Source organism: Rhodococcus sp. H36-A4 (assembly GCF_027158005.1).
Taxonomy (GTDB): domain Bacteria; phylum Actinomycetota; class Actinomycetes; order Mycobacteriales; family Mycobacteriaceae; genus Rhodococcoides.
This window is the reverse complement of the sequence record NZ_JAPVLQ010000005.1, coordinates 237,811-262,377: the sequence shown is the minus strand read 5'-3', so window position 1 is coordinate 262,377 and position 24,567 is coordinate 237,811. Positions and strand designations below refer to the sequence as shown.

The 24,567-nt window shown below is 62.9% G+C and carries 18 protein-coding genes; 3 read left to right on the top strand and 15 right to left on the bottom strand.

All coding sequences use genetic code 11. From position 1 onward, the window contains the following. Positions 1-3 precede the first annotated feature (3 nt). From O1W68_RS15620 to O1W68_RS15600, 5 genes are read right to left on the bottom strand one after another with little or no spacing between them, the layout of a single operon-like run. Positions 4-606, bottom strand: a complete 603-nt coding sequence (locus tag O1W68_RS15620; protein WP_269304998.1) for an energy-coupling factor transporter transmembrane component T family protein — start codon at positions 604-606, stop codon at positions 4-6. Then, positions 603-1,283: an energy-coupling factor ABC transporter ATP-binding protein gene (locus O1W68_RS15615; protein ID WP_269305375.1), complete on the bottom strand. Its 681-nt coding sequence runs from the start codon at positions 1,281-1,283 to the stop codon at positions 603-605. Before O1W68_RS15615 ends, O1W68_RS15620 begins: the two co-directional genes overlap by 4 nt. After that, entirely contained in the window at positions 1,280-2,407 is a 1,128-nt protein-coding gene (locus O1W68_RS15610) for a thiolase family protein (RefSeq protein ID WP_269304996.1), read from the bottom strand. Before O1W68_RS15610 ends, O1W68_RS15615 begins: the two co-directional genes overlap by 4 nt. Beyond that, on the bottom strand, positions 2,404-3,510 hold the full coding sequence (locus O1W68_RS15605) for a class I adenylate-forming enzyme family protein (protein ID WP_269304994.1): 1,107 nt from the start codon (positions 3,508-3,510) through the stop codon (positions 2,404-2,406). The genes O1W68_RS15610 and O1W68_RS15605 overlap by 4 nt, the downstream gene beginning before the upstream one ends. Continuing rightward, entirely contained in the window at positions 3,507-4,037 is a 531-nt protein-coding gene (locus tag O1W68_RS15600) for a biotin transporter BioY (RefSeq protein WP_088942907.1), read from the bottom strand. The genes O1W68_RS15605 and O1W68_RS15600 overlap by 4 nt, the downstream gene beginning before the upstream one ends. 214 nt (positions 4,038-4,251) lie before the next feature. Between O1W68_RS15600 and O1W68_RS15595 the strand changes: the two genes are divergently transcribed. Further along, positions 4,252-4,761 carry a SixA phosphatase family protein gene (locus O1W68_RS15595; RefSeq protein ID WP_269304991.1) on the top strand — a complete coding sequence of 170 codons (510 nt, stop codon included), beginning with the start codon at positions 4,252-4,254 and terminating at the stop codon, positions 4,759-4,761. On the opposite strand, the gene O1W68_RS15590 is transcribed toward O1W68_RS15595, so the two are convergent. Both O1W68_RS15590 and O1W68_RS15585 read right to left on the bottom strand, forming a co-directional pair. Then, the gene (locus O1W68_RS15590; RefSeq protein ID WP_084346120.1) at positions 4,758-4,961 is read right to left on the bottom strand and encodes a hypothetical protein; all 204 of its coding nucleotides are present in this window, start codon (positions 4,959-4,961) and stop codon (positions 4,758-4,760) included. The two genes, O1W68_RS15595 and O1W68_RS15590, sit on opposite strands and share 4 nt — an antisense overlap. 70 nt (positions 4,962-5,031) lie before the next feature. After that, positions 5,032-6,009, bottom strand: coding sequence for an MsnO8 family LLM class oxidoreductase (locus O1W68_RS15585; RefSeq protein WP_269304989.1), 978 nt, complete (start codon positions 6,007-6,009; stop codon positions 5,032-5,034). A gap of 140 nt (positions 6,010-6,149) precedes the next feature. On the opposite strand from O1W68_RS15585, the gene O1W68_RS15580 reads away from it, so the two are divergent. Continuing rightward, positions 6,150-6,527, top strand: a complete 378-nt coding sequence (locus tag O1W68_RS15580) for a VOC family protein (protein WP_269304987.1) — start codon at positions 6,150-6,152, stop codon at positions 6,525-6,527. 5 nt (positions 6,528-6,532) lie between these two features. On the opposite strand, the gene O1W68_RS15575 is transcribed toward O1W68_RS15580, so the two are convergent. Then, positions 6,533-7,477, bottom strand: a complete 945-nt coding sequence (locus tag O1W68_RS15575) for an endonuclease/exonuclease/phosphatase family protein (RefSeq protein WP_269304985.1) — start codon at positions 7,475-7,477, stop codon at positions 6,533-6,535. A gap of 126 nt (positions 7,478-7,603) precedes the next feature. On the opposite strand from O1W68_RS15575, the gene O1W68_RS15570 reads away from it, so the two are divergent. Beyond that, complete coding sequence (locus O1W68_RS15570; RefSeq protein WP_442972379.1) at positions 7,604-9,268, top strand: GMC oxidoreductase; 1,665 nt, start codon at positions 7,604-7,606, stop codon at positions 9,266-9,268. Between the two features lie 142 nt (positions 9,269-9,410). Here the strand turns inward: O1W68_RS15570 and O1W68_RS15565 are convergent, their stop codons facing one another. The 7 genes from O1W68_RS15565 to O1W68_RS15535 form a co-directional block, all read right to left on the bottom strand. Beyond that, positions 9,411-13,367, bottom strand: a complete 3,957-nt coding sequence (locus O1W68_RS15565; protein WP_269304983.1) for a DNA-directed RNA polymerase subunit beta' — start codon at positions 13,365-13,367, stop codon at positions 9,411-9,413. A gap of 110 nt (positions 13,368-13,477) precedes the next feature. Continuing rightward, positions 13,478-16,984, bottom strand: coding sequence for a DNA-directed RNA polymerase subunit beta (rpoB, locus tag O1W68_RS15560; protein ID WP_088942755.1), 3,507 nt, complete (start codon positions 16,982-16,984; stop codon positions 13,478-13,480). 640 nt (positions 16,985-17,624) lie between these two features. Beyond that, positions 17,625-20,186 (bottom strand): aminotransferase class III-fold pyridoxal phosphate-dependent enzyme, encoded by a 2,562-nt coding sequence (locus O1W68_RS15555; protein ID WP_269304981.1) that lies wholly within the window; start codon positions 20,184-20,186, stop codon positions 17,625-17,627. Positions 20,187-20,397: 211 nt separating this feature from the next. Further along, on the bottom strand, positions 20,398-20,967 hold the full coding sequence (locus tag O1W68_RS15550) for a hypothetical protein (RefSeq protein WP_269304979.1): 570 nt from the start codon (positions 20,965-20,967) through the stop codon (positions 20,398-20,400). Positions 20,968-21,257: 290 nt separating this feature from the next. Then, complete coding sequence (locus tag O1W68_RS15545) at positions 21,258-21,947, bottom strand: hypothetical protein (RefSeq protein ID WP_269304977.1); 690 nt, start codon at positions 21,945-21,947, stop codon at positions 21,258-21,260. 88 nt (positions 21,948-22,035) lie between these two features. Next, positions 22,036-23,283: an MCE family protein gene (locus O1W68_RS15540; RefSeq protein ID WP_269304975.1), complete on the bottom strand. Its 1,248-nt coding sequence runs from the start codon at positions 23,281-23,283 to the stop codon at positions 22,036-22,038. Then, a complete protein-coding gene (locus tag O1W68_RS15535; protein ID WP_269305371.1) occupies positions 23,280-24,560 on the bottom strand; it encodes an MCE family protein in 1,281 nt (426 codons plus the stop codon). The genes O1W68_RS15540 and O1W68_RS15535 overlap by 4 nt, the downstream gene beginning before the upstream one ends. Between the last annotated feature and the right edge of the window lie 7 nt (positions 24,561-24,567).

The window sequence follows — 24,567 nt, the reverse complement described above, 5'->3', positions numbered from 1 at the left end:
ACCTCAGTCATCGTCGACACCCCTCGCGACGAGGGCATCGCCCATCGCGTCCGCGGTTCGCAGCGCACGGACCAGCACGGGCGTCACGAGTGCGGTCATGGACCATTGCAGGCCTCGCGCTTTCCGTGCCTCGGCGACCTCGTGCACGATCGTCGCCAGAATAGGTATGCATCTGATGGCCAGGGCGAGCATGAGGCCGATCCGGTCGGGGTCGACGCCGAATCTGCGCAGCGGCCCCAGAGCGCGGGTGACCGTGTCGAGCATGTCGGTCACCCGGGTGGTGAGAGTGACCAGCGCGGCCAGTGCCACCGAGATCAGCAGAACGCCGCACACCACGACCGCACGAGCGGGAGAGGTGATGATCACTTGGAAGACGCCGATGATCAGCAGCATCCAGATGATCGGGCGCATTTGGGCGAGAGCAACTTTCACAGGTATACGCGCAAGAAGGAACAGTGCCGCGACCAGCGCAGCGACGATCCCGACCTGAATCGGTGTTCGGACCACGACGGTCGCGGTGACGATCGAGATGATGAGCAGGAGCAGCTTGACCCCCGCAGGCAATCGGTGGAGAAACGACGTCCCCGGCCGATACAAGCCGATCATTCGACGAGTTCCCGATATGCCGGAACCGCATCTTTCGGGGCGCCGTCGAACGCGACGAGCCCGTCGTCGATGACGATGACGCGCTCGAAGCTGTCCAGCAGCGCTAGATGATGCGTCACGACGATCACCTGCTGATCCATCGAATCGAGTGCCTCGGCGACAACGCGGGCATTGCGCAGATCGAGGAGCGTCGTCGGCTCGTCGGCAATGACGACCTCGGGGCGCCGGATGAGGACGGCTCCGATCGCCAGGAGCTGCTTCTGCCCGCCGGACAACAGATGGGACGGATGCTCTGCGTGGTGGTCGAGGCGGAATCGCACCAGGATCTCGTGCACACGTTCGGCGATCTCGGCCTTGCTCAGGCCCGAACGGCGCAGCGAGAACGCGAGATCCTCCGAGACTGTAGGCATGACAATCTGCGTATCTGGATCGGTGAAGACGAAGCCGACCTTCTTACGGACCTGCGCGCCCTTCTTGGATGCGTCCACACCGTCGACAGTCACGGTCCCCGACGTCGGCGCCAACAAACCGTTGATCATCCGAGCCAGTGTGGACTTACCCGAACCGTTGGAACCGATGATCCCCACACGCCGCTCACTGAACCGAAGGTCGATGCCGCGCAACACCTCACGATCACCGAACGCATGCTTGACACCCTCGAACACCACTTCACTCACCATGCACGCTCCACGATCATCGAAATCCCTTGTCCGCCGCCGATGGCGCACGCAGCCAACCCCAACTCGGGGCCACCGTCAGCCAGCATCTGAGAGGCCAAGCGCACCAACAGGATTGCACCCGAAGCCCCCCACGGGTGACCCATCGCAATGGCTCCACCCTGCGGGCACAGCAGGTTTTCGTCGAGCCCCAGTTCGTCCGACACCGCGAGTACCACCGCCGCGAAAGCCTCGGTGATCTCCACAACTCCCACATCGGACAGGGCGACGCCCGTTCGACGCAACACCTTCTCGATAGCGGGAACCGGCCCGAGGCCGGGCAATGCCGGATCCGAGCCGGCAACGGCCGCGCCCAGAACACGCAGCGCTGGAAGGCCTTTGGCGCGCGATTCGGTGGTGATCGCGAGCGCCGCTGCGCCGTCGGAGATTCCGCAGGAGTTGCCGGCCGTACCGGTACCCGACGGCGAGAAACTCGGTCGAAGCCGCGCAAGCCGTTCGACGGTCATATTCGCTCTGATGCGTTGATCTCGCTCGATCCCGGCGATCGGCACGATCTCGGACGTGAAATTCGATTCGGCGGCAAGCCGGTGTGACCGTGCGGCATACGCGTCCAGGCGAACACGGTCGATACCTCGACGTTGTGCAAGATCGTCGGCAGCGACGCCCATGTCCGGGTCATCGAAGTCGCCGGGTGCAAAGGGCGCACGGGTGTAGCGAACTGGTTCCGCCCCTGCCTGCGGTGGCCAGAATCGCCACGGTGCGGTACTCGCCGACTCGACTCCACCCGCAAGGATCACGCTCTCGTCCCCGCTGCGCACCCGCATCGCGGCCTGCATCACCGCATCGAGCCCCGAACCGCACTGCCGATCGACCGTCACCCCCGGCACCTCGACGCCGAGGCCGGCGCTCAGTGCAGCGATACGGGCCGGATCGCCGCCGGGCCCCAGACAATTGCCGAGAACCACGTCGTCCACTGCGTCCTCGCACCCCGAGTCACGCAACGACGCCAACACCGCCCGCAGCACCGGAGCAGCGAGGTCGGTCGTCGTCAGATCGGCAAATCCGTGACCGGCTGTACCGATCGGGGTCCGCCACGGAGCGACGAGAACTGGAGCAGAGGTCATGAGATCGAGTCTGTCACCCGCGCACGGGCGATCTTGCCGCTACCGGTGCGCGGTAGAGCCGGGACGACTATCCAGCGCCTGGGCACGGCCTCACGGAACAAGCGTCCACGAGCCTCGGCCTTGACGGAATCCACGTCCGCCCCGTCGTGAAGCTCCACGACGGCAGTCACCGTCGCACCGAGCACCGAATGCGGCGTTCCGACGACAGCCGAAGCCCGGACACCATCGATCGAATCCAGCACCAGCTCGACGTCCTCCGCGATCACCGTAGTTCCGCCCACGTTGACAGCGGCATCACCGCGCCCGCGCACGACGAGCTGCCGATTAGGCCCGAGCTCGGCCAGGTCTCCGACACCGAACCACTCCGGAACTCCGAGGACCCGATACGGCGACCGCACGAACAGAAGCCCGTCGCGAAGCTCCGCTTCGAGGCCCGCCAGCAAAGTCAACGGTTCCGGCACCCGACGCGCAGCGACCAAGGACAGCTCCGCCGCCCCGTAGTACTCGACGAGGTCGATCCCGTGCGCGCGTTCCTGCGCTCCCGCATCCAGAGCCGTACCGGCCACGACGGCGAGGCGGAGCGCCGGCGCACTGCCGAGAAGATCGCGAAGGATCGCCGGGACCGCATGAGCCACCGTCGCACTCGTGCGGTCGTCCGTGACACAGGCACCGATCCACAGAGCATGGACGGCCGCGAACAGGTGCATCGTGGCGTGCAAAGGTCCGGTGACCAACACTCGATCAGCAGCGGTGATGCCGGTGATCGAGGTGAACTCGGCGAAGCTGTCGGTCCACGACGCGACAGTGCGAGCCAGTCCGCGCGGCCGGCCGGTCGACCCCGACGTCGCGACGAGCAGGAACGCGTCGGGATCCACGTTCCCGCGGACCGGTCTGGCGTCCGGGTTCTCCACTCGCACCGCTGCCCCCTGGCGCGCAGCGGCGAACACACAGATCAGCGCATCGGGAAGATCCAACTCCGAGGCGTCGTGCATACGGGACTCGGGCCATCGGTCAACGGCGGCGTCGAGCTGTTCGTAAGTGAGGGCTCGCCCGTTCCAGTCGATCGCGAGCCGTGACCCGCGCCCGCCCAGGAACAGACTCACGAACGAATCAGACCGGGATACGCTCGGTGGACACTTTTGGCGACGACGGCGCCGATGACGACCTTCACCAGGTCACCAGGGATGAATGCGAAGTTGGTGGAGATCGCGCCCCACACGCCGATGTCGGTGCGCAGCAACAGGCCGATCGTGCCGAAAATGTAGATGATCACGATCGCGCCGAGGGCATTGATCGCCAGACCGAGCGCTATCGGATATTTCGGGAGGATGCGGGCCGTCAGCAGGCCGATGACGAATGCCGCCGGGATCCATCCGATGAGATATCCGGCGCTGGGGCCCGCAAGTGCTGTCAGGCCGGTGCGACCACCGGACAACAGTGGCAGACCGATGAGGGTCAGCGCGATGAACACCACGACGGCGGCCGTTCCCTTGCGGGCACCGAGGATTGCACCGGCGAGGATGACGCCGAGTGTTTGGAGCGTGATGGGAACGCCACTGAAACCCACCGTGATTGCGCCGGGGAGTCCCAGGGCGGCCAGCAGCGCGGCGAAGACGGCGATCTGCGCCATGTCCCGGGCCGAAATCCTCACCTTGGAACCGGACACTGCTTCGGAACTGGACGCTGCCGAGCTCTGTGCACCTTCGAGACCTGCCATGACGACTCCTTGTGAGCGCAAACTTGAACGGCGTTCAAGATAGCAGGTACGCACCCTACGGTCTGCATCGCGACCTCCACCGCCCAAGCATATGGAAGTGGTGGCCCCGGCCCGATACGGTGGAACGATGGCCGAACTGCGCACCCTCGTACTCATGCGACACGGTAAATCCGGCTACCCAGAAGGGACGCCGGATCACGATCGCCCCCTCGCGGAACGCGGCCAGCGCGAGGCAGCACTCGCAGGCCGTTGGATCGCCGAGAACGTCGGCAACATCGACGCCGTCATATGCTCCACTGCCACTCGCACCCGCGAAACCTTGATCGCGACCGGTATCGAAGCGCCGGTGCGATTCGAACAACGGATCTACGGCGGCTCTCCCGAAGAAATTTTCGAGGAGGCCACGCTGACCGAACCCGCCACTTCGACGCTGCTCATCGTTGGACACGCCCCCGGAATTCCCTGGACTGCACTGGAACTGGCGTCGGAAAACGAGTCTTCGGCAATCGATGCCATCACCATGAAGTTCCCGACGTCAGCCATCGCCGTACTGACCACCACCGCATCATGGGCAGAACTGGGGCCGGGTATCGGCTCGCTCACGCAGTTCCATGTCCCCCGGGAAACGTCGGACTAACTGCGCAACTTGGCGACGACCAGGCCCACGACGCCGATCGCCAGAAGTAGAACCACAGCGGTTCCGAATCCGGCGAGCCACCATACGAGACCGAAAACGACCAGGGCAGGCGCCGCTGCGATCACCGCGATCAGCGGGTTCTCACGCACTGTTTCGAGCGCGGATTGTGCATGAACTCTGTCCAGCTTCTTGCCTGCCATGACGACCTCTCCGGTAACTGATTCGTCTCTTTCATCACTGTACTGCGCAACGACCGCACGCGGCGATGGCTCAGCGCGACAGCGAAGGAACAAACAGCTGCCGCAATTCGGCGTCGGCCGCTGCCAGCGCGGTTCGGTCGTACGTCGACGTCGACGCCAGAATCTCGTCGGCGTCGGTGCGCTCGACCAACTCCTCGAGCCGAAGGCCAACCTCGTGAGCCGTGCCGTGCACCGACGAGTCGATCGACCGTTCCATCCGCTCCCTCGTTCGGGTGGGCGCTGCGTCGAAATCGATTTCTCGGGTCGGGACGAGCGGTGGAAACTCTCCGGTGGTCCGCGATCGAGCCATAGCCCAGGCCTCGGGCAGCATCAACTCGCGAGCAAGGGCTGCCGAGTCCGCGATCATGACGTCGAGCGAGACGATGACACGGGGATTCGGCGTGAGCTCGGTGGGACGGAACTGACGTCGATAGGCTGCGATCTCGGCACCGTCGCCCCAGAGAATCGGGCCGCCGACCACCACGGGCAATCCCGCTTTCGCTGCTATCGCCAACCCCTTCCCTGTTGCCAGGACGTACATCGGTGGGGCAGGCACCGCAGGCCTTACCGTCACCGGGCCCGTCCCGTCGAGAAATCCCGAGAGTTCGGCGAGATCGTCGGCGAACGTCTCCGCTTCATCACGACCGGTTCGGAGCGCGCGGCGGACAGGTTCGGTGAAGCCGAGCGAGCGTCCGAGACCCACGTCCACACGCCCCGGATAGAGAGCGGCGAGCATCGCGAACTGCTCGGCGACGACGAACGGCTGATGGTTCGGCAACATGACACCACCGGAACCGAGCCGGATCCGCGAGGTGTGGGCACCGATTGCCGCAAGCAACACCGGCGGGGCGCCACTGGCAATACCGGGAACCCCGTGATGCTCTGCCACCCAGAACCGATGGTAACCAAGCTGTTCGGCGTGGACAGCCCGCTCGATCGAACCGGCCAAAGCGGAAGCGTCGTCGAAACCTGTCCTCGTGCGGGAGCGATCGAGTATGGACAGAAGCACACCAGCGTCAACAGTCGATCGGTCGTGCATATTTCTCCGGCCAGCAGTGGTCACGTAACGAAAATTCTGATCGCGGACCGAAACTGTCCGCAATACTTGGCAGGCTTGCTGTCACCACAACGAAAGGGAGCGAACGAAACATGGACATCAAACTCGAACTCGTCATGATCCCGGTGAGCGACGTAGACCGAGCCAAGGACTTCTACGTCAAAATCGGGTTCAACGCAGACCACGACGAGCGGCCCATGGACGGGATCCGCTACGTCCAACTGACCCCGCCCGGATCCGCCTGCTCCATCGCCATCGGCGAAGGCATCACCACCGCGGCACCGGGAAGCGTCGAGGGCATGCAGGTCGTCGTCGCCAGCGCCGAACAGGCGCGCAAGCACCTCATCGCAGCAGGCCTCGACGTCGACCCCGTCGTCGACTTGGGATGGGGCAAATTCGTGTTCTTCGCCGATCCCGACGGAAACAAATGGGCCGTCCAAGAACTCCCGGACTACGCCCCCAAAGACTGACCGCCTCAGGGCGCGCGTAGCAGTAATTCCGCGCGGATGCCGCGGTGATCGGAGCCAGGAAGCTCGACGACTCCCACATCGATCACGGCGGCGTCGCTGACGAGAATATGGTCGATCGCTATCAACGGCGGGTACCACGCGTCGGCAGAATACGTAGCCAAGTGACCAGCGCCGACCTCCATCGCGGCGTCACGGTAACGATCGCTCAGCAAGTCTCGGTACCGCTTGTGGTCGAACGTCGCATTGAAATCCCCCGACACCACCACCGGGCCCTCGTCGAGCGGGATCTTGTCCATCAACTGCCTGAGCGCGGCAAGTTCGCGCACCCACGCCGATGGGTGCCGTGGCCACGGCGGCACCGGGTGCACCGCAAACACCAGCGGCCACGGACCATCAGGCACCTGCACACGCGCCGACAGCAATTCGGTGATGTAGCCATCGTGCCGAGTCTCGTCACCGATTGGATACCGCGAATAGATGCCGGTTCCGTTTCCACCCGACGCCGCGCTGACGAACGTGTACGGAAGGCGTTCGAGAATCCCCGCCGCAACGAGCCCCTCGTGCGCCGAACGAGTCAACTCGACCACGGTCAGCACATCGGGCGCGTGAGCATCCACTGCAGCCACAACAGCACCCGGATCAGCCTCACCGAGCAGGATGTTGGCACTCATCACACCGAACGGCGTGCCCTGAACGCTGCTCTTACGAAGCCGCGCCCGAACCAGAGGGAACTGAGTCCAGACCGCAACTGCGACAACCAAAGACCCTGCTACGACGCCCCACCACCCGGCACCCACACCGAGAAGAACAGCACCCGGAACGGCTGCCACCATGAGAAGTCGCGCAAGCGCGGCCGCAACGAGCATGAACTGACCCGTCGAATCAACAAAATGCGCGGCAATGCCCAGCAACGCGACCGCAACGAATACGGCCCCCAGAACGATGATCATTCGCGCCAGTGTCCCAGTTACACCTGTGGAACAGCTGGCAAAGCTGCTCACTTCGCAAGCTCCGCTCCTGGGAAATCTCACGTAATCCGAAAGACCAGTCGCTTTTCTGCTGCGCAATGAGGAACAATGGCCGACGAGCCGCGATCGACGTCAGGGGACAGAACACACGTGAAACGCAGGCAACTCCTTCAACTGGCAGCAGCAGGGCTCGTTGGACTTACCGCACCTCCACTTCTTTCCGGACCACGAGCACACGCGATCCCTATCGGCGTCGGCTCCATCCGGTCACTCGTCCCAGAAATCTTCGTCGACCCGCCACGACCGCCGGAGCACTCGTCGGTCATCGTCATCGGTTCCGGCTTCGGTGCCAGCGCGGCCGCGTTGCGCCTCGCGCAGGCCGGTAGTCAGGTCACCGTCCTCGAACGCGGTCTGCGCTGGCCGCGAGACCCATGGCGCGAGATCTTCACCGCCGACATGACCGCCGACGGCCGTGGCCTGTGGCAACAAGATTCGTTCACCAACATCACCGGCCTACCGGTCGGGCCCGTGGACCTGTTCGGCGGCGTCCTCGACACCACGCGCTTCGAGAACCTTTCCGTCTGGCGCGGTGCCGCTGTCGGCGGAGGATCCATCGTCTACACCGGCGTCACGATCGCCCCGGAACGCCGATTCTTCGACCTCTCCTTCGGCGGACGGCTCAGCTACGACGACATGGCCGGAACCTGGTACCCCAAGGCCCGATCGATGCTGATGCCGTCGCAGATGCCCGACGACATCTACAACAGCCCAAATTTCGCGCACTCTCGAACCTGGGACGACCACGCCCGACGCGCCGGCTACCAACCCGAACGAGTCGACGGCAACTGGAACTGGAACGTCCTGCGCGACGAAATGACCGGACGGTCCCGTCCGTCCGCAACCGTCGGAGCAAGCACCTTCGGAAACTCGAACGGCGCCAAGCACGACCTGACCCAGAACTACATCCCCCAGGCCGAGAACACCGGACGAGCAACCGTGTGCCACAGCCACGAGGTCGCCTCGATCGGCAGTGAATCCGGTGGCCGCTACCGCGTCGAGGTGCGACGCCTCGACCCCGAAGGCAACGTTCTCGAAACTCGGACGCTCACGTGCGACAAACTCGTCCTCGGAGCCGGATCCATCGGCACCACAGAGCTTCTCGTGCGCGCGCAAGCCACCGGCACCTTGGGCAATCTGAACGAGTTCGTCGGTCGTGGCTGGGGCACCAACGGCGACGCCTCGATGACGCGATCCCTCGGACCTGCTGCCGGCGTACCGCAGGGCGCACCGTGCGCATCCCGAATCGTCGACGACTCCGGACTCCCCCTCACCGTCGAGAACTGGTATGTCCCCGGTGTACCCATCGATCTCGGCTTCATCGGCTCGCTCGGCATGACGATCGACCCACTCCGGGCCGATTTCCATTACAACGCCGCCACCGACTCGATGACCCTGAACTGGCCGAAGGGGGGCAGCAGTGACACCGTCGAAGCACTTCGCGCAGTACAGAACAAGATGGCTCAGGCCGGCGGCACTGTGGTCTCTGCGGAGCCGTTCACCCGCGACGTCGACGACACCTTCACCGCCCACCCACTCGGTGGTGCAGTACTGGGCGACGCCACCGACTCGTACGGACGCATCAAAGGGCACGACGGACTCTACGTCGTCGACGGCGCCCTGATCCCCGGAAGTACGGGTGCAGCCAACCCGTCGCTCACCATCACCGCCCTGGCCGAACGGAACATCGCGAAAGTGATTGCCGACGGGCGGTAGCTCGGTTCGAGCCCGGCCATACCCGCGCACGAAGAAAGCCCCGCCACCCGACCGAAGTCGGAGTGCGGGGCTTGATTCGTTACCGCACGAAAAAGCCCCGCCACCCGACCGAAGTCGGAGTGCGGGGCTTTTGCGTTATTGGCTAGCGGTACTCGTTGGAGAAGCCGTAGTCGTCGAGCGGCACTGCTGCGCCGGTGTTGGCTCCGAAGCCATCCGGGCTGTAGTACTGATCGTCGTACGACGGCACCGCGTATGCCGCGGCACGCGCCTCTTCGGTCGGCTGCACCTGGATGTTCCGGTACCGGTTGATGCCGGTACCAGCCGGGATGAGCTTTCCGATGATGACGTTCTCCTTCAGACCTATGAGCTTGTCGCTACGGCAGTTGATAGCCGCATCGGTGAGCACACGAGTGGTCTCCTGGAAGGACGCTGCAGACAGCCACGAATCGGTTGCCAGCGAGGCCTTGGTGATACCCATCAGGACCGGACGACCGGCTGCGGGCTCGCCACCTTCGGACACGACGCGACGGTTCGACGCCTCGAATTCGCTGCGCTCGGTAAGTGAACCGGGCAGGAATTCGGTGGAGCCGGAGTCGATGATCGTGACACGACGGAGCATCTGGCGCACGATCGTCTCGATGTGCTTGTCGTGAATCGACACACCCTGCGACCGATACACCTCCTGGACCTCGTTGACCAGGTGGATCTGAACCTGGCGAGGACCCATCACGCGCAGAACCTCGTGGGGATCGGCAGCACCTTCCATGAGCTGCTGGCCGACCTCGACGTGGTCACCGTCCGACAGGAGTCGCTCGGTGCCGTCGTCGTGTTTGAAGGCACGCAGACGCTGACGCTTGGAGAGCTTGTCGTAGACAACCTCCTCACCGCCGTCGTCCGGGACGATGGTGATCTTGTAGAAACGATCGCCGTCCTCGAGCTGGATTCGACCCGACACGTCCGCGATCGGAGCCTTGCCCTTCGGCACACGTGCCTCGAACAGTTCCTGGACGCGAGGCAGACCACCGGTGATGTCATCTCCGGCGACACCACCCTGGTGGAAGGTACGCATTGTCAGCTGAGTACCGGGCTCACCGATCGACTGTGCGGCGACGATACCGACGGCCTCACCGATGTCGACCAACTTGCCGGTGGCCATCGAACGGCCGTAGCACGTGGCGCAGACGCCGGTGCCGGTGGTGCAGGTCAGGACCGAACGAACCTTGACCGACGTGACGCCCGCTTCGAGCAACGCGTCGATGGCCGGATCGCCGAGGTCGTGTCCACGAGAGACGATGACCGTGCCGTTCGCGTCGACAGCATCGCTCGCCAAGGTGCGGGCGTACGTGCTGGTCTCGACGTGAGCGTCGCGGATCATCGTGCCATCGGCGAGCTTCTCGGCGATGATCGTGTTGATGCCACGCTCGGTGCCACAGTCGGTTTCCCGAACGATGACATCCTGCGAGACGTCGACGAGACGACGGGTCAGGTAGCCCGAGTCGGCGGTACGAAGTGCCGTATCCGCCAGCCCCTTACGAGCACCGTGCGTGTTGATGAAGTACTCGAGGACCGTCAGGCCTTCCTTGAAGGAAGACTTGATCGGACGCGGGATGAACTCACCCTTCGGGTTGGTCACCAGGCCCTTCATGCCGGCGAGCGACCGCACCTGAGTCATGTTTCCGGCTGCGCCGGACTTCACGATCATCGGGATGGGGTTGTCGTCGGGGAAGTGCGCCTCCATGGCCTTACCGACCTGCTCGGTCGCGTCCTGCCAGATCTTGACCAGAGCAGAGTTGCGCTCGACCTTGTCGAGTGCGCCACGCTGGTACTTCTTCTCGATCTGATCGGCCTGCGCCTCGAAGGTCTCCATGATCGCCGGCTTCTCCGGCGGCACGAGGACGTCGGAGATCGAGATCGTGACACCAGAACGAGTGGCCCAGTAGAAGCCCGCATCCTTCAGCTTGTCCACGGTCTGCGCAACAACGATCATCGGGTAACGCTCGGCGAGATCGTTGATGATCGTCGCCTGACGCTTCTTCGGCATCTGCTCGTTGACGAACGGGTAGTCCGCCGGCAGCAGCTCGTTGAAGAGCACGCGTCCCAATGTCGTTTCCGCGATCCAAGACTCGCCACGACGCCAACCGTCGGGGAAACGCTCCGTCTCGATGTCGCGCGGCGGACGCTGCAACGTCAACCGAACCTTGATCTGCGACTGCACGGTGAGCGAACCGCGGTCGACGGCCATCTGGGCCTCGGCCGGGCTGGAGTACGCACCGAACTCGGCATGGTCCGTCTTGGCGTCGGCACGTTCACCGACGGCACCGTCGTCGAGACGAGTCAGGTGGAACAGACCCGTGACCATGTCCAGACGCGGCATGGCGAGCGGACGACCCGACGCAGGCGAGAGGATGTTGTTCGAGGACAGCATCAAGATGCGTGCCTCGGCCTGAGCCTCTGCGGACAGCGGCAGGTGGACAGCCATCTGGTCACCGTCGAAGTCGGCGTTGAACGCCTCACACACGAGCGGGTGCAGCTGGATTGCCTTGCCCTCGACGAGCTGTGGCTCGAACGCCTGGATGCCCAACCTGTGCAGGGTAGGTGCACGGTTCAGCAGCACCGGGTGCTCGGCAATGACCTCTTCGAGGACATCCCACACCTGCGGGCGCTGACGCTCGACCATGCGCTTGGCCGACTTGATGTTCTGCGCGTGGTTCAGATCCACCAGACGCTTCATCACGAACGGCTTGAACAGCTCGAGTGCCATCAGCTTCGGCAGACCACACTGGTGCAGCTTGAGCTGAGGACCGACAACGATCACGGAACGACCCGAGTAGTCGACGCGCTTACCGAGAAGGTTCTGACGGAAGCGACCCTGCTTGCCCTTGAGCAAGTCGGAAAGCGACTTGAGCGGACGGTTACCCGGTCCGGTGACCGGACGTCCACGACGGCCGTTGTCGAACAGTGCGTCGACCGACTCCTGCAGCATCCGCTTCTCGTTGTTCACGATGATCTCGGGAGCACCGAGATCGATCAGACGCTTGAGGCGGTTGTTGCGGTTGATGACACGGCGGTACAGGTCGTTGAGGTCGGACGTCGCGAAACGTCCACCGTCGAGCTGAACCATCGGGCGAAGCTCCGGTGGGATGACCGGAACAGCGTCGAGAACCATGCCCATCGGCGAGTTGCGGTTGTTCTGGAAGGCCGCGACGACCTTCAGACGCTTGAGCGCGCGAAGCTTCTTCTGGCCCTTGCCGCTACGAATGGTTTCGCGCAGCGACTCTGCCTCGGCGTCGATGTCGAAGGTCTGCATGAGCTTCTGGATCGACTCGGCACCCATGGCGCCGGTGAAGTACTCGCCGTACCGGTCGATGAGCTCGCGGTAGATGAGCTCGTCGACGATGAGCTGCTTCGGGGTCAGCTTCGTGAACGTAGTCCAGATCTCTTCCAGACGATCCAGCTCGCGCTGCGAACGGTCGCGCAGCTGACGCATCTCGCGCTCGCCGCCGTCCTTCACCTTGCGACGTACGTCCGACTTGGCACCCTCGGCTTCGAGCTCGGCGATGTCGGCTTCGAGCTTCTGCGCACGAGCTTCGAGGTCGGCGTCACGCTGATCGGCGACCGACTTCTTCTCGACCTCCATCTCGGCCTCGAGAGTCGAGAGCTCGTTGTGACGGAGCTCGTCGTCGACCGTCGTGATGACGTAGGCAGCGAAGTAGATGATCTTTTCGAGATCCTTCGGAGCCAGGTCGAGCAGGTAGCCCAGACGTGACGGGACACCCTTGAAGTACCAGATGTGCGTGACGGGAGCAGCCAGTTCGATGTGACCCATGCGCTCACGACGCACCTTGGCGCGAGTGACCTCGACGCCACAACGCTCACAGATGATGCCCTTGAACCGGACACGCTTGTACTTACCGCAGTAGCACTCCCAGTCCCGAGTGGGGCCGAAGATCTTCTCGCAGAAGAGGCCGTCCTTCTCGGGCTTGAGCGTGCGGTAGTTGATGGTCTCCGGCTTTTTGACCTCACCGTAGGACCACTGACGGATGTCGTCCGCAGTGGCGAGGCCAATGCGAAGTTCATCGAAGAAGTTGACGTCGAGCACGTAACTTCCTTTCCCCGTTATGGGTGTTGTACCAAACTGCCATTGAGAACAGTCATATGAGAAAGAGCGCCCTCGGGCCTGCGATCACCGCAGGCCCGAGGACCGTAGAACTACTGAGCGAGGTCGTCGACCGTTGCAGCTTCGTTGCGGGAGAGGTTGATTCCCAGGTTGGCTGCGGCACGCTCGAGGTCCTCGTCGTCACCGTCGGCCATCGTGATAGCAGCGCCGTCCGAGGACAGCACCTCCACGTTGAGGCACAGTGACTGGAGCTCCTTGAGGAGCACCTTGAAGGACTCGGGGATACCGGGCTCGGGAATGTTCTCGCCCTTGACGATTGCTTCGTACACCTTCACGCGGCCGACAACGTCGTCCGACTTGATGGTGAGAAGCTCCTGCAGCGTGTACGCAGCGCCGTAAGCCTGCATGGCCCAGCACTCCATCTCACCGAAGCGCTGTCCACCGAACTGCGCTTTACCGCCGAGGGGCTGCTGCGTGATCATCGAGTACGGCCCGGTCGAACGAGCGTGGATCTTGTCGTCGACCAAGTGGTGCAGCTTGATGATGTACATGTAGCCCACGGACACCGGGTATGGGAACGGCTCGCCGGAACGGCCGTCGAACAAGGTGGCCTTTCCGTCGGATCCGACCATCTGCTCGCCGTCACGGTTGGGAATCGTGCTGGCCAGCAGGCCGGTCAGCTGATTCTCCTTGGCGCCGTCGAACACCGGGGTAGCGATATTGCTGTCCGCAGGTGCCGAGAGCATCTCCTCCGGAAGACGCTCGGCCCAATCGGGCCGGGTGCCGTCCGTGGCCACTTGAACGTTCCAGCCGGTCTTGCCGATCCACCCGAGGTGGGTCTCCAAGATCTGACCGATGTTCATACGACGCGGAACGCCGTGGGTGTTGAGAATAATGTCGATCGGGGTGCCGTCGGAGAGGAACGGCATGTCCTCCTGCGGGAGGATCTTGCCGATGACGCCCTTGTTACCGTGGCGGCCTGCGAGCTTGTCGCCGTCCTGAATCTTGCGCTTCTGGGCGACGTAGACCCGGACCAACTCGTTGACGCCGGGAGGCAGATCGTCATCGTCGTCGCGTGAGAACACGCGAATGCCGATGACCTTTCCGTTCTCGCCGTGCGGAACCTTGAGGGAAGTATCGCGAACCTCGCGAGCCTTCTCACCGAAGATGGCACGCAGGAGACGCTCTTCCGGGGTCAGCTCGGTCTCGCCCTTCGGCGTGACCTTTCCGACCAGCACGTCGCCGTCACGAACCTCGGCACCGATACGGATGATGCCGCGCTCGTCGAGGTCAGCGAGGACCTCGTCGGAGACGTTCGGAATGTCACGAGTGATCTCCTCGGCACCGAGCTTGGTGTCGCGAGCATCGATCTCGTGCTCCTCGATGTGGATCGAGGTGAGAACGTCCTCTTCCACGAGACGCTGCGAAAGGATGATCGCGTCCTCGTAGTTGTGGCCTTCCCACGGCATGATCGCCACGAGCAGGTTCTTACCGAGCGCCATTTCACCGTCTTCGGTGCATGGGCCGTCGGCGAGGACCTGGCCGGACTCGACGCGCTGACCCTCGTCCACGATCGGACGCTGGTTGGCACATGTGCCCTGGTTGGAACGCGCAAACTTACGCATCCGGTAGGTCTTGCGGCTACCGTCGTCGGCCATGACCGTGACGTAGTCGGCCGAGACCTCTTCGACAACACCGGTCATTTCGCTGATCACGACGTCACCTGCATCGACTGCGGCGCGCAGTTCCATGCCGGTACCGACGATCGGCGATTCGCTGCGTACCAGCGGAACGGCCTGACGCTGCATGTTCGCACCCATCAGGGCACGGTTTGCGTCGTCGTGCTCGAGGAACGGAATCATCGCGGTTGCGACCGAGACCATCTGGCGCGGTGAAACGTCCATGTAGTCGATGTCCGAGGACGACACGAACTCGACCTCGCCACCCTTACGGCGAACAAGAATCTTGTCCTCGACGAAATGGTCGCTGTCGTCCAGAGGCGCGTTGGCCTGTGCGAGCGTGTGGCGATCCTCTTCATCGGCCGTCAGGTAATCGACATCGTCGGTGACCTGACCGTCGACGACCTTGCGGTACGGGGTCTCGATGAAGCCGAACGGGTTGACCCGTGCGTATACCGACAGCGAGCCGATCAGGCCGATGTTCGGGCCTTCAGGGGTCTCGATGGGGCACATACGGCCGTAGTGCGACGGGTGAACGTCACGAACCTCGAGGCCGGCGCGCTCACGGGAGAGACCACCCGGTCCGAGAGCCGACAGGCGACGCTTGTGCGTCAGCCCCGACAGCGGGTTGTTCTGGTCCATGAACTGCGACAGCTGGGAGGTTCCGAAGAACTCCTTGATCGCGGCGACGACGGGACGGATGTTGATCAGGGTCTGTGGCGTGATGGCCTCGACATCCTGAGTCGTCATACGTTCGCGAACGACGCGCTCCATGCGGGAAAGCCCCACGCGGATCTGGTTCTGAATCAGCTCACCGACGGTACGTAGACGACGGTTACCGAAGTGGTCGATATCGTCGACCTCGACAGGAACCTCGACACCATCCGGCGCCGTCATCGAGGTGTCACCTGCGTGCAAACGCACGAGGTACTCGATGGTGGCGACGATGTCTTCTTCAGTGAGCGTCGAAGCGACAATCGGCTGACCTGCATTGAGGCCGAGCTTCTTGTTGATCTTGTAACGACCCACGCGAGCGAGGTCGTAGCGCTTGTCCTTGAAGAACAAGTTCTCCAGAAGCGTCTGCGCGCTCTCCTTCGTGGGCGGCTCGCCCGGACGCAACTTGCGGTAGATGTCGAGAAGCGCCTCGTCGGTACCGGCTGTGTTGTCCTTCTCCAGCGTGGCCATGAGGATCTCGGAGAAGCCGAAGCGCTCCGTGATCTGCTCCGTGGACCAGCCGAGAGCCTTCAGCAGCACCGTGACGGGCTGACGACGCTTGCGGTCGATACGAACACCTACGGTGTCGCGCTTGTCGACGTCGAACTCCAACCAGGCACCGCGACCAGGAATAACCTTGACGCTGTGCAGGTCCTTCTCCGTCGTCTTGTCGACCGAATGATCGAAGTAGACGCCTGGAGAGCGGACGAGCTGGGAGACGACGACACGCTCGGTGCCGTTGATGATGAACGTGCCCTTGCCGGTCATCATGGGGAAATCACCCATGAAGACCGTCTGGCTCTTGATCTCACCGGTGTTGTTGTTGATGAACTCGGCCGTCACGAACAATGGCGCCGCGTACGTCATGTCCTTGTCTTTGCACTCGTCCATCGAGGCCTTGACCTCGTCGAACCGTGGATCAGAGAAGGAAAGGGACATAGAGCCCGAGAAGTCCTCGATCGGGGACAGCTCGGTCAGGATGTCCTCGAGACCGCCGGAGACACCACTGTCTCCGCGCGCGGCGGCACGGTCGCGCCAACTTTGCGCACCTACCAGCCATTCGAAAGAGTCCGTCTGTACATCTAGGAGACCGGGTACCTCCAACGGTTCGCGAATATTCGCGAACGAAACCCTCCTCGGGGCTCCCGGTGTTCCGACAACTGCCTTGGTCTGGCTAGAGACTGCCAAGATGCGTCCTTCCAGCACCTCACGCGGGCCGCTCGTGCAGTGCGACCGCCGCTGTATCTGCTTGCTTAATGTGGGGCGAATTCGCTGGTCACAACCCGAACGAATCCCCATCACAACACCGACGAAGTAATCACTTCACGGCACAGCAATCGAGAGGTGGACAGGAGGCACCCAGCGCAACGTCCAAAGGTACCCCATACGTGCGCACAGCGCAACAGGGGCATCAAAAGTAGCACCCGGGATTCGAACCTGCGAGGCCTTCAGAACGGCGTGTCGCAGACCGTGCGTTCCGACCGAACACTCCGGTCGTTCACCGCGGGGGTGCTTACTGACGACAAGACTGGACCCTGCGCGCCCGCGCGTCAAGAGGGCCGGGCGGCGAGTCCGCATTCCCTGCGCTTTCCATGCGCGTTCTACTCGAGTTTCGCCTGACCGAGGCCCGCACCCACCCCACCATCGCTTCAATGGGCAACTCATACGATCAGATGACTTGGGTGCGCCATTCATGCGACCGAGACGCTCGTTGTCGACATCGGAACGCTGTTCCGCTCTCACTTTCCGATCGTCGATATCGCTTGTTCACCTCGAGCGGGCGACGTGCCGGGCGGGCCGTAGGCACCCGACCACGCCCAACCGTCACCACCGTTGCCGGCTCGTTCTACTTCTTCTCGCGCCAGCGGGTCGCCTCGGCCAGCTCGAAACCGTAGCGGTCGGCCAGCTCTCCGAGCCGTTCGACATTCGCACCGTCCAGAGCGGTACCGAGGCTACGAAGTTCGAATTGCCGCGACAGCGACAACAACATCGTCTCGGCGAAGCATGCGTAAGTCAGGCCAGGTGCGAGGCCGAAAGTAAGACCGAAATCCGAACCCTCGGGCAGACGCACGATCCCACCGTCGAACACGGTCACGTCGGGGCGGACGAGGCCGACATCGTAAGGAATGTTCGGCGGCTGAGCGACGTCACACACAATCGCGTTCGGAGCCAGGTCGGCTGCTTCGATCAACGCGTGTGGGGCCGAGGTCGCCGCGATCACGATATGTGCGCGCGCAACGCCCGCTGCCGGGTCGTCGAAGAATTCCAGATGCCCCGATCCGATCAAGTCGTCGACCGAGCCCCCTGCCCGCTCAGCCGCATCGGCCAGCGCACCTCTCCCCCCACGCGCGGCAGCTGCGATTTCGATTGCGGCATCCCACAGTTTCGGGGCAATCTGTCCTCGTTCACCGGGACGGCCCACCAAAGTGACGGTGCCGACGTCGGGCGCCAGTGCTCGCGCAATCGTCCGACCGATCGCACCCGCGGCACCGAGGATGGTCACACGAAGATCTGCAAGGTCGAGCCCACGCTCAGCGCACACACGTCGCACCGCTCGGATACTGGCTGCTGCGGTGAACGAGTTACCGGTCGTCACGACGCCCGACATCTCACCGAGCGCCAGACCGTTCGCGGTGACCACTGAGGAGTACCCACCCAGACCCACAACTTCGGCTCCCGCGTCGAACGCCAAATCCACTGCCGCCGACACCGACGCCACAGCTACCTCGGGCGGCAACTTCAGCAGTGCCGCCGAGGTATACGGCAAGCCGATCAGGTACCCGTGGGCCGCAGCCCCTGATGTCGGAACCACTCGGCCACTGCCGATGACGAACGGGGACGGATTCAATTCCGATGTTGCCGAGGCGAATCGATTCAACAGTTCCGCTCGCTCCGCATGTGTGAATTCGACAAGAGTCGGGTCGAACGCACCGAACACCTCCAAGTTCAGAGGGTGCGCGATGAAGCCGAATCGGTGGTCGCTCTCCTGCGCCGGTAGGTGCGGGATCCGCCGGGCTCCAGTCGGATATACCGTCGGCTCCGCTTTGGCCGGCCGTCCGACGAGGTGGCCGATCAAGCCGCCCAGATCACCCTCTGCCACGAAGGAGAGGGCACGATCCAAAGCCGCCACGAACTGACGACATTCGGAGTCGGACACCGTCAGCGGTGGCTCTACACGAAGCACCCGCGCCCCGAACAGCGTCGGCGCGAGACGTATTCCTTCGACCCGTGACAGATAGGAGGAGATCATCACCGCAAGGTTCTCCTGATGCGCGATGGAGCCGAGGAGCGACTGCACCCCCACGAAATTGATGTCGCCCGTCAGCTCGACACCGAGGAGAAGTCCACGCCCACGAACACCGGTGACGACCGACGGATACTTCTGTGCGACCCTTTCCAATTCACGCTTCAACACCTCACCGCAGTCACGGACTCTTCGGACCAACGCTTGACTGTCGGCAATCAATGCATTCACCACGGCCACTCCGACGCGAGCGGTCAATGCATTTCCGGCGAACGTCGAAGTGTGACGGAGAGAGAAGCTTTCACCAACCAACTCCGGCTTGCACAGCACTGCGCCACTGGGGAGAACACCGCCGCCCAGAGCCTTGGCAAGCGTCAAGATGTCCGGGACTACCGATTCGTGCTCGCAGGCGAACATCCTCCCAGTTCGCCCCAGCCCGGTCTGCACTTCGTCCACTCCCATGAGAACTCCATGCGCAGAGCAGATTTCACGTACGCGACGCAGGTATCCCTCCGGTGGCGTGATCACCCCACCCTCCCCCTGAATGGGTTCGACCATGAACACCGCGTACTGATCTGGATTGTCGGTGAGCGCTGCGTCGAGCGCGTCACTGTCGCCGAACGCAATAGTGGCAAACCCGGGGGCCGGAGCGCCGAAGCCCGCCTGATACTTGACATTCCCGGTGGCCGACAGTGCGCCGAGAGTTTTGCCGTGAAAGCTGTTGTGGGTGCTGAGAACTCCCAGTCGCCCTGTCGCTGATCTTGCGATCTTGATGGCGACCTCCACCGCCTCAGCGCCACTGTTGACAAACGTGACGCGCCCCAAGCCTGCAGGCGCGACCTCGACCAAACTCGACGCAAGATCCCCCGCCGCAGAGAGCACCGCTGGTTGCACGAAGACGGCCTCACCACTGTTGCGTACGGCGTCCATCGCCTGCCACACACGTGGAGGATTGTGCCCGAAAGGCAGGGCTCCATATGCGCCCGCAAAATCGAGATAGCTTCGACCTTCGGCGTCGAACAAGACTGTGCCGTCGCCCCGTACATACTCCGTGTCCAGGTCGACGGCGCTCAACAGCCGCATCAGCTCGGGGTTCACCCGCTCCGAAAATCCGACTCTCCCGGTGGACTGCGTTGAAACTCGTGCAATTGTCGTGTCGGTCATGAATGCTCCGTCATCTCGCGAAACCCGCCCCTGGCCGCCCGCGCACCCCCGCGGCGACCTCGAGCAACCAGAGCTCGCCCCACTGCAGGACGCAGTCGCGATGTTAACCGCCGACAGTGTTCACCCTGCCCGTGAATCCAGTCACAGGGGTGCATCCGACCGACGAAACAGCACCTGTCAACCACTCATGGAATGCGAAACGAGAACGGCCCTACTTATCTGACAGCGCCGACAACAGCCACTTCCCGTCGACCTTCTCGAGGTTGATGGTGATCGGTCCTTCGGCATTGCCCTGCGCGACACCGGCCTGCGTCGCACTGACATTCAGGTTCGCCACCAGTTCGGCTTTGTCGTCCTCGAGGATCGCGACACCGATGTCGGTCAAGCTTGCCTCTGTCGCCGTCTGGGTCTGCTGAACCGCCGACTTGGTCGTCTCGGCTGCCTTGTCGAAATCGGACAGCATCTGCGGATTCAGGTACGACCGCGCTTTGTCGAAATCCTCGTCGATGGTCGTGTCCTTGTACGAGTACAACGTTACGACGGCATCAGTAGCAGCACGAGTGGCCTCCGATGTTGCGCCCTGATCTACCCATGCCTGGTTGTCGATCGTTGCGCCAGGCCGAAACGCCGCAACCACTGCAAAGGCCGCCAGGACGACGGCGACAGCGCCGACCGCAACGACCGGTTTCCAGCTCGTTCGATTCGAAGCAGTGACAGTGCCGGCTTTCGGAGCTTCGACGGGCTCTGCTGTGTCTGCTTTCTCGGCCTTCGCAGTGGACACCCTCGGCTTCGCTTGCGCTGTAGCACTGTTGGACTGTGAGGTTGGCTCGACCGTGCTCCCAGGGAACGTCGTGTCGGCCGCTTCTGGAGACCCTTCGGGGGCGACAGAATCCTGCAGCTGTGCAGGTTCTTCGTGTGGAGGTCGGTTCGATCCGGCGACCTTCTTGCGAGCCTTGCTGGTGGTGTTGGGGGGAACTATTTTCCGGCGCTGAGGAGGCACTTCGGACAACTCCTTGTGAGATATGTTCTTCGACCGACGCATACGTGGTTCGACGAACCATCGGGATGGACTTATGGTCCACCGGTCGCGTCGGGTACTGGCGCGGGACCTTCGACTGTGGACGGTGCAGTACCTGGATCGACCGGCACGGCATTCGGGTCCGCCGGGATTGCATTCGGATCGACAGCACCGTTGTCGAGGGCGATTCCGGTCCCTACGGGGTCGACCTTGCTGGCCTTCCACGTGCCGTCGATGTCTTCCATGAACAGACGCAAGGTCAGCTTGCTTTTGACTGCGGGGCGATCCGGCCAGGTCGTGGTCGTGGCGATGACCACGAGCGCCGTTGCGGTTCCCTCGTCGGCACTGAGTTCGGTGAGAGTGCCGTGCAGCAGTTCGGCTGAACCCTTGGCGCCCGAGTTGCGTACCTCGTCGGAAATTGTCGATTGAGTGGAAGTCAGGTCGTTCAACATCGAGTCGCCGGTGATAGAGGACTTCATGTCCTCGAACGACTGGTCGATATTGGCTGCATCGACGGTGTTGAGATTGATCGCCACCTGCTGCGCACCGGTCAGGGCGGAATCACGGGTGTCGGCGATGGGCTTGTCGACGAAGAGAGCTCGACCCCAGCCAATTCCGAACCACACTGCAGCGACAAGCGCTGCGACGGCAACGAGGGATACGCCGATCAGGACCGGCCTTGCTTTGTTCTTCGACCCAGGAGACGACGGTGTGGCCTCCTGGGCGTCGGTGTTTGACGTCACACTCACAACCCTACTACTCAGTAACTTCGTTCCCTGTCTTCTATCGTTCCATCGGTAGGAACGCAGCCACCGGCCACGCTACCGACGCCTACTTCGGCGACGCTCCTACCAGGGGCGCTAGCTGAGTGGCGATCGGATTCAGGTTGAGCTTGTCCGGATCGACCTTCGGCTTCAGATCCCATGGTTGGGGGGTAGCCGGGTCTGCGAAAACGATGCGATTCGAGCTACGCACACCGGTGATACTGCCCTGTGGTGTCGCACAATTCGCTTGCAAGTTCAGGGGATAGTTTTCTTGGGTGAGATCGAAGTTGGGGTTCTTCGCCTTCTCCTCGTCGAGAATTGCCTGCGAGGCCTCGTACCCGATGGTGCACGGTGGCGGATTGTTCGTTTCCAGCAGCAGACCCTGGTGAATGGTCCCGTCACCCGGTGTGAGCGTGCCTGCGCCCGCGGCCAAGGCAGGCAGAAAAATCAGCAAGGGTCTCAGTGCCAACGCACGCGGTGCGGCAAGTGAGGTCACCGAGTTGATGTTCGTCAGATCGGTCGTCAATGCAGGGCCGCCTTCGGCGATCAAGGCACCCACCTGATCGCTTGCCGCTGTCCCGGTATTGATGAGGCGCCTGATATCCGGGTCGCTGCTTCGGAGTTGGGCAGTCACGTTGTTCAAATCGTTGCTGAATTGCCGAATCGACGAGGACTGTTCGGACTGCGTGTCCAGAACTGTTCGGGTGTCGCGAACGAGCGCGAGCGTCTCGGGTAACGCCTCGTTACCGGTCTCCGTCAAGGTTCCGAGCGAATCGATCAGTAGCTGCAGGTCGTCACCCTTACCGTTGAAAGCGGTACCGAGTTCCCTCACTACGGTCGTCAGATTCTCCGTCGGAACCGAACTCACCAGCCGATCGGTGCTCGCGAGCACCTCCTCCACCGGAACAGGAGTCGCCGTGTTCGCCTCGGTGATGATCGAACCGTCTTCCAGATACGGCCCCTCGTCGCTGGTCGGCTGCAGATCGACATACTGCTCTCCGATAGCGGATCTGTTGGCCACCACTGCTTTTGCCGAAGACGGAATGCTCGGTCCGCCATCGTTCAACAGCAACTCCACGTTGATGCCGTCCGAGGTCAGCGACAAAGCGCCGACAGTGCCCACTGGCACACCTCGGTAGGTCACTTCGGCATTCTTGAAGATGCCCCCGGAGTCCGCGAACTGCGCGTTGACGCTGTACTGCCCGAAACCGAGCAGGTTGTCGAGACGAACGTACTTTCCGCCGACGTAAAGAACGCCGAGCACGGCGACGAGGACGAACGCGATGAGCTGAAATTTGACCAGCCGCGACCTCACTGTCCACCTCCGAATTGCTCGATCAGATCATTGAGCGGACCGAACGGCGTCGGTTCCGCACCACCGTTCACAACTGCCGACACCGGCTCGGTGCCTGGCGCCACCGGCACCCCGGGCGCCGGTGTAGGGGCAGGAGTGATCGGCGGTAACGGCAGCAACGAGACGGTCGGCCAGCCGGGGCGTGGACCGTTGCCGTTGTAGTACGGGTTCGTCGGGTCGACCAACGGCAATGTGTCACCGAACTTCGGCGGGATGTACACCGGATCACCCTCTCCGACACCGAAGTTACGCAGTGCAGTTCCGATCGACAGATCGAGTGAGAGGAACAGATTGGCCGAGTTTCCCTGAGTGACCTCTTCGATGCCGTCGGGGAACGGAAGCGTCGGGACCAGAGGCGCCGAGGAGACGATGTCGTCCGCCGAGGCTGCGAGTGCTTGTAGCGTCGGCCGCAACGCGCGCAGATCGGCGATGAGATTGTCCTTCGACTGCTCGATGACATCGGTACCGACTGCGCCGAGACGATCCAACTGAGACAACATCTGAGTGAGCTGCGGACGCTGCTGCTCCAACGTCTCGGTAGCGATCGGAAGGTCCTGCAACACCCTGTCGATCTTCTCCGTCTGACCACTGACCTCGGTCGTCAGAACATCGAGTCCGTCCAACGCCCTGGTGATGTCGTTGCGCTGCTCATCCAACCCACCGATCAGCGTGTTCGCCTGCTCGAGCAAACTTCGGGTCGTCCCCTCTCTACCGGAGAAAGCCGCGTTGAGCTCCTTGACGATCGGCGCGAGCTGTCCGACGCCACCGCCGTTGAGCAGCAACGACAACGCGCCGAGCACCTGCTCGATATTGACGGTCGCGGAAGTACGGTCCAGGGGAATCGTGTCACCGTCGGACAGCTTCTGCGGATCCGCATCGCCCTCGGGCACCGTCAGCTGAATGAATTTCTCACCGAGGATCGACGTCTGTTCCACCGCGGCAAAGGCATTGGCAGGCAGATCCACCGAGTTGTTGACGACGACACCTACGTTGGCCGTCCATTCCCCGTCCGCGACTGTGATCGAGTCGACGCGGCCGACCTCGACGCCGTCGACCTTGACTGTCGACTGTGGAACCAGATCGAGAACGTCCTCGAACTGAAGGGTCAGGTGCATCGGATCACTGCCAGTGTCCGCGCCGCCCGGTAGCGGAATCGAGTAGACACCCTGCGAGCACGCGGTAGCCGACAATGCGACGACAGCAGCCCCGACGATGGCGACGAGTGGGCGCCTACCCATGTTCGAC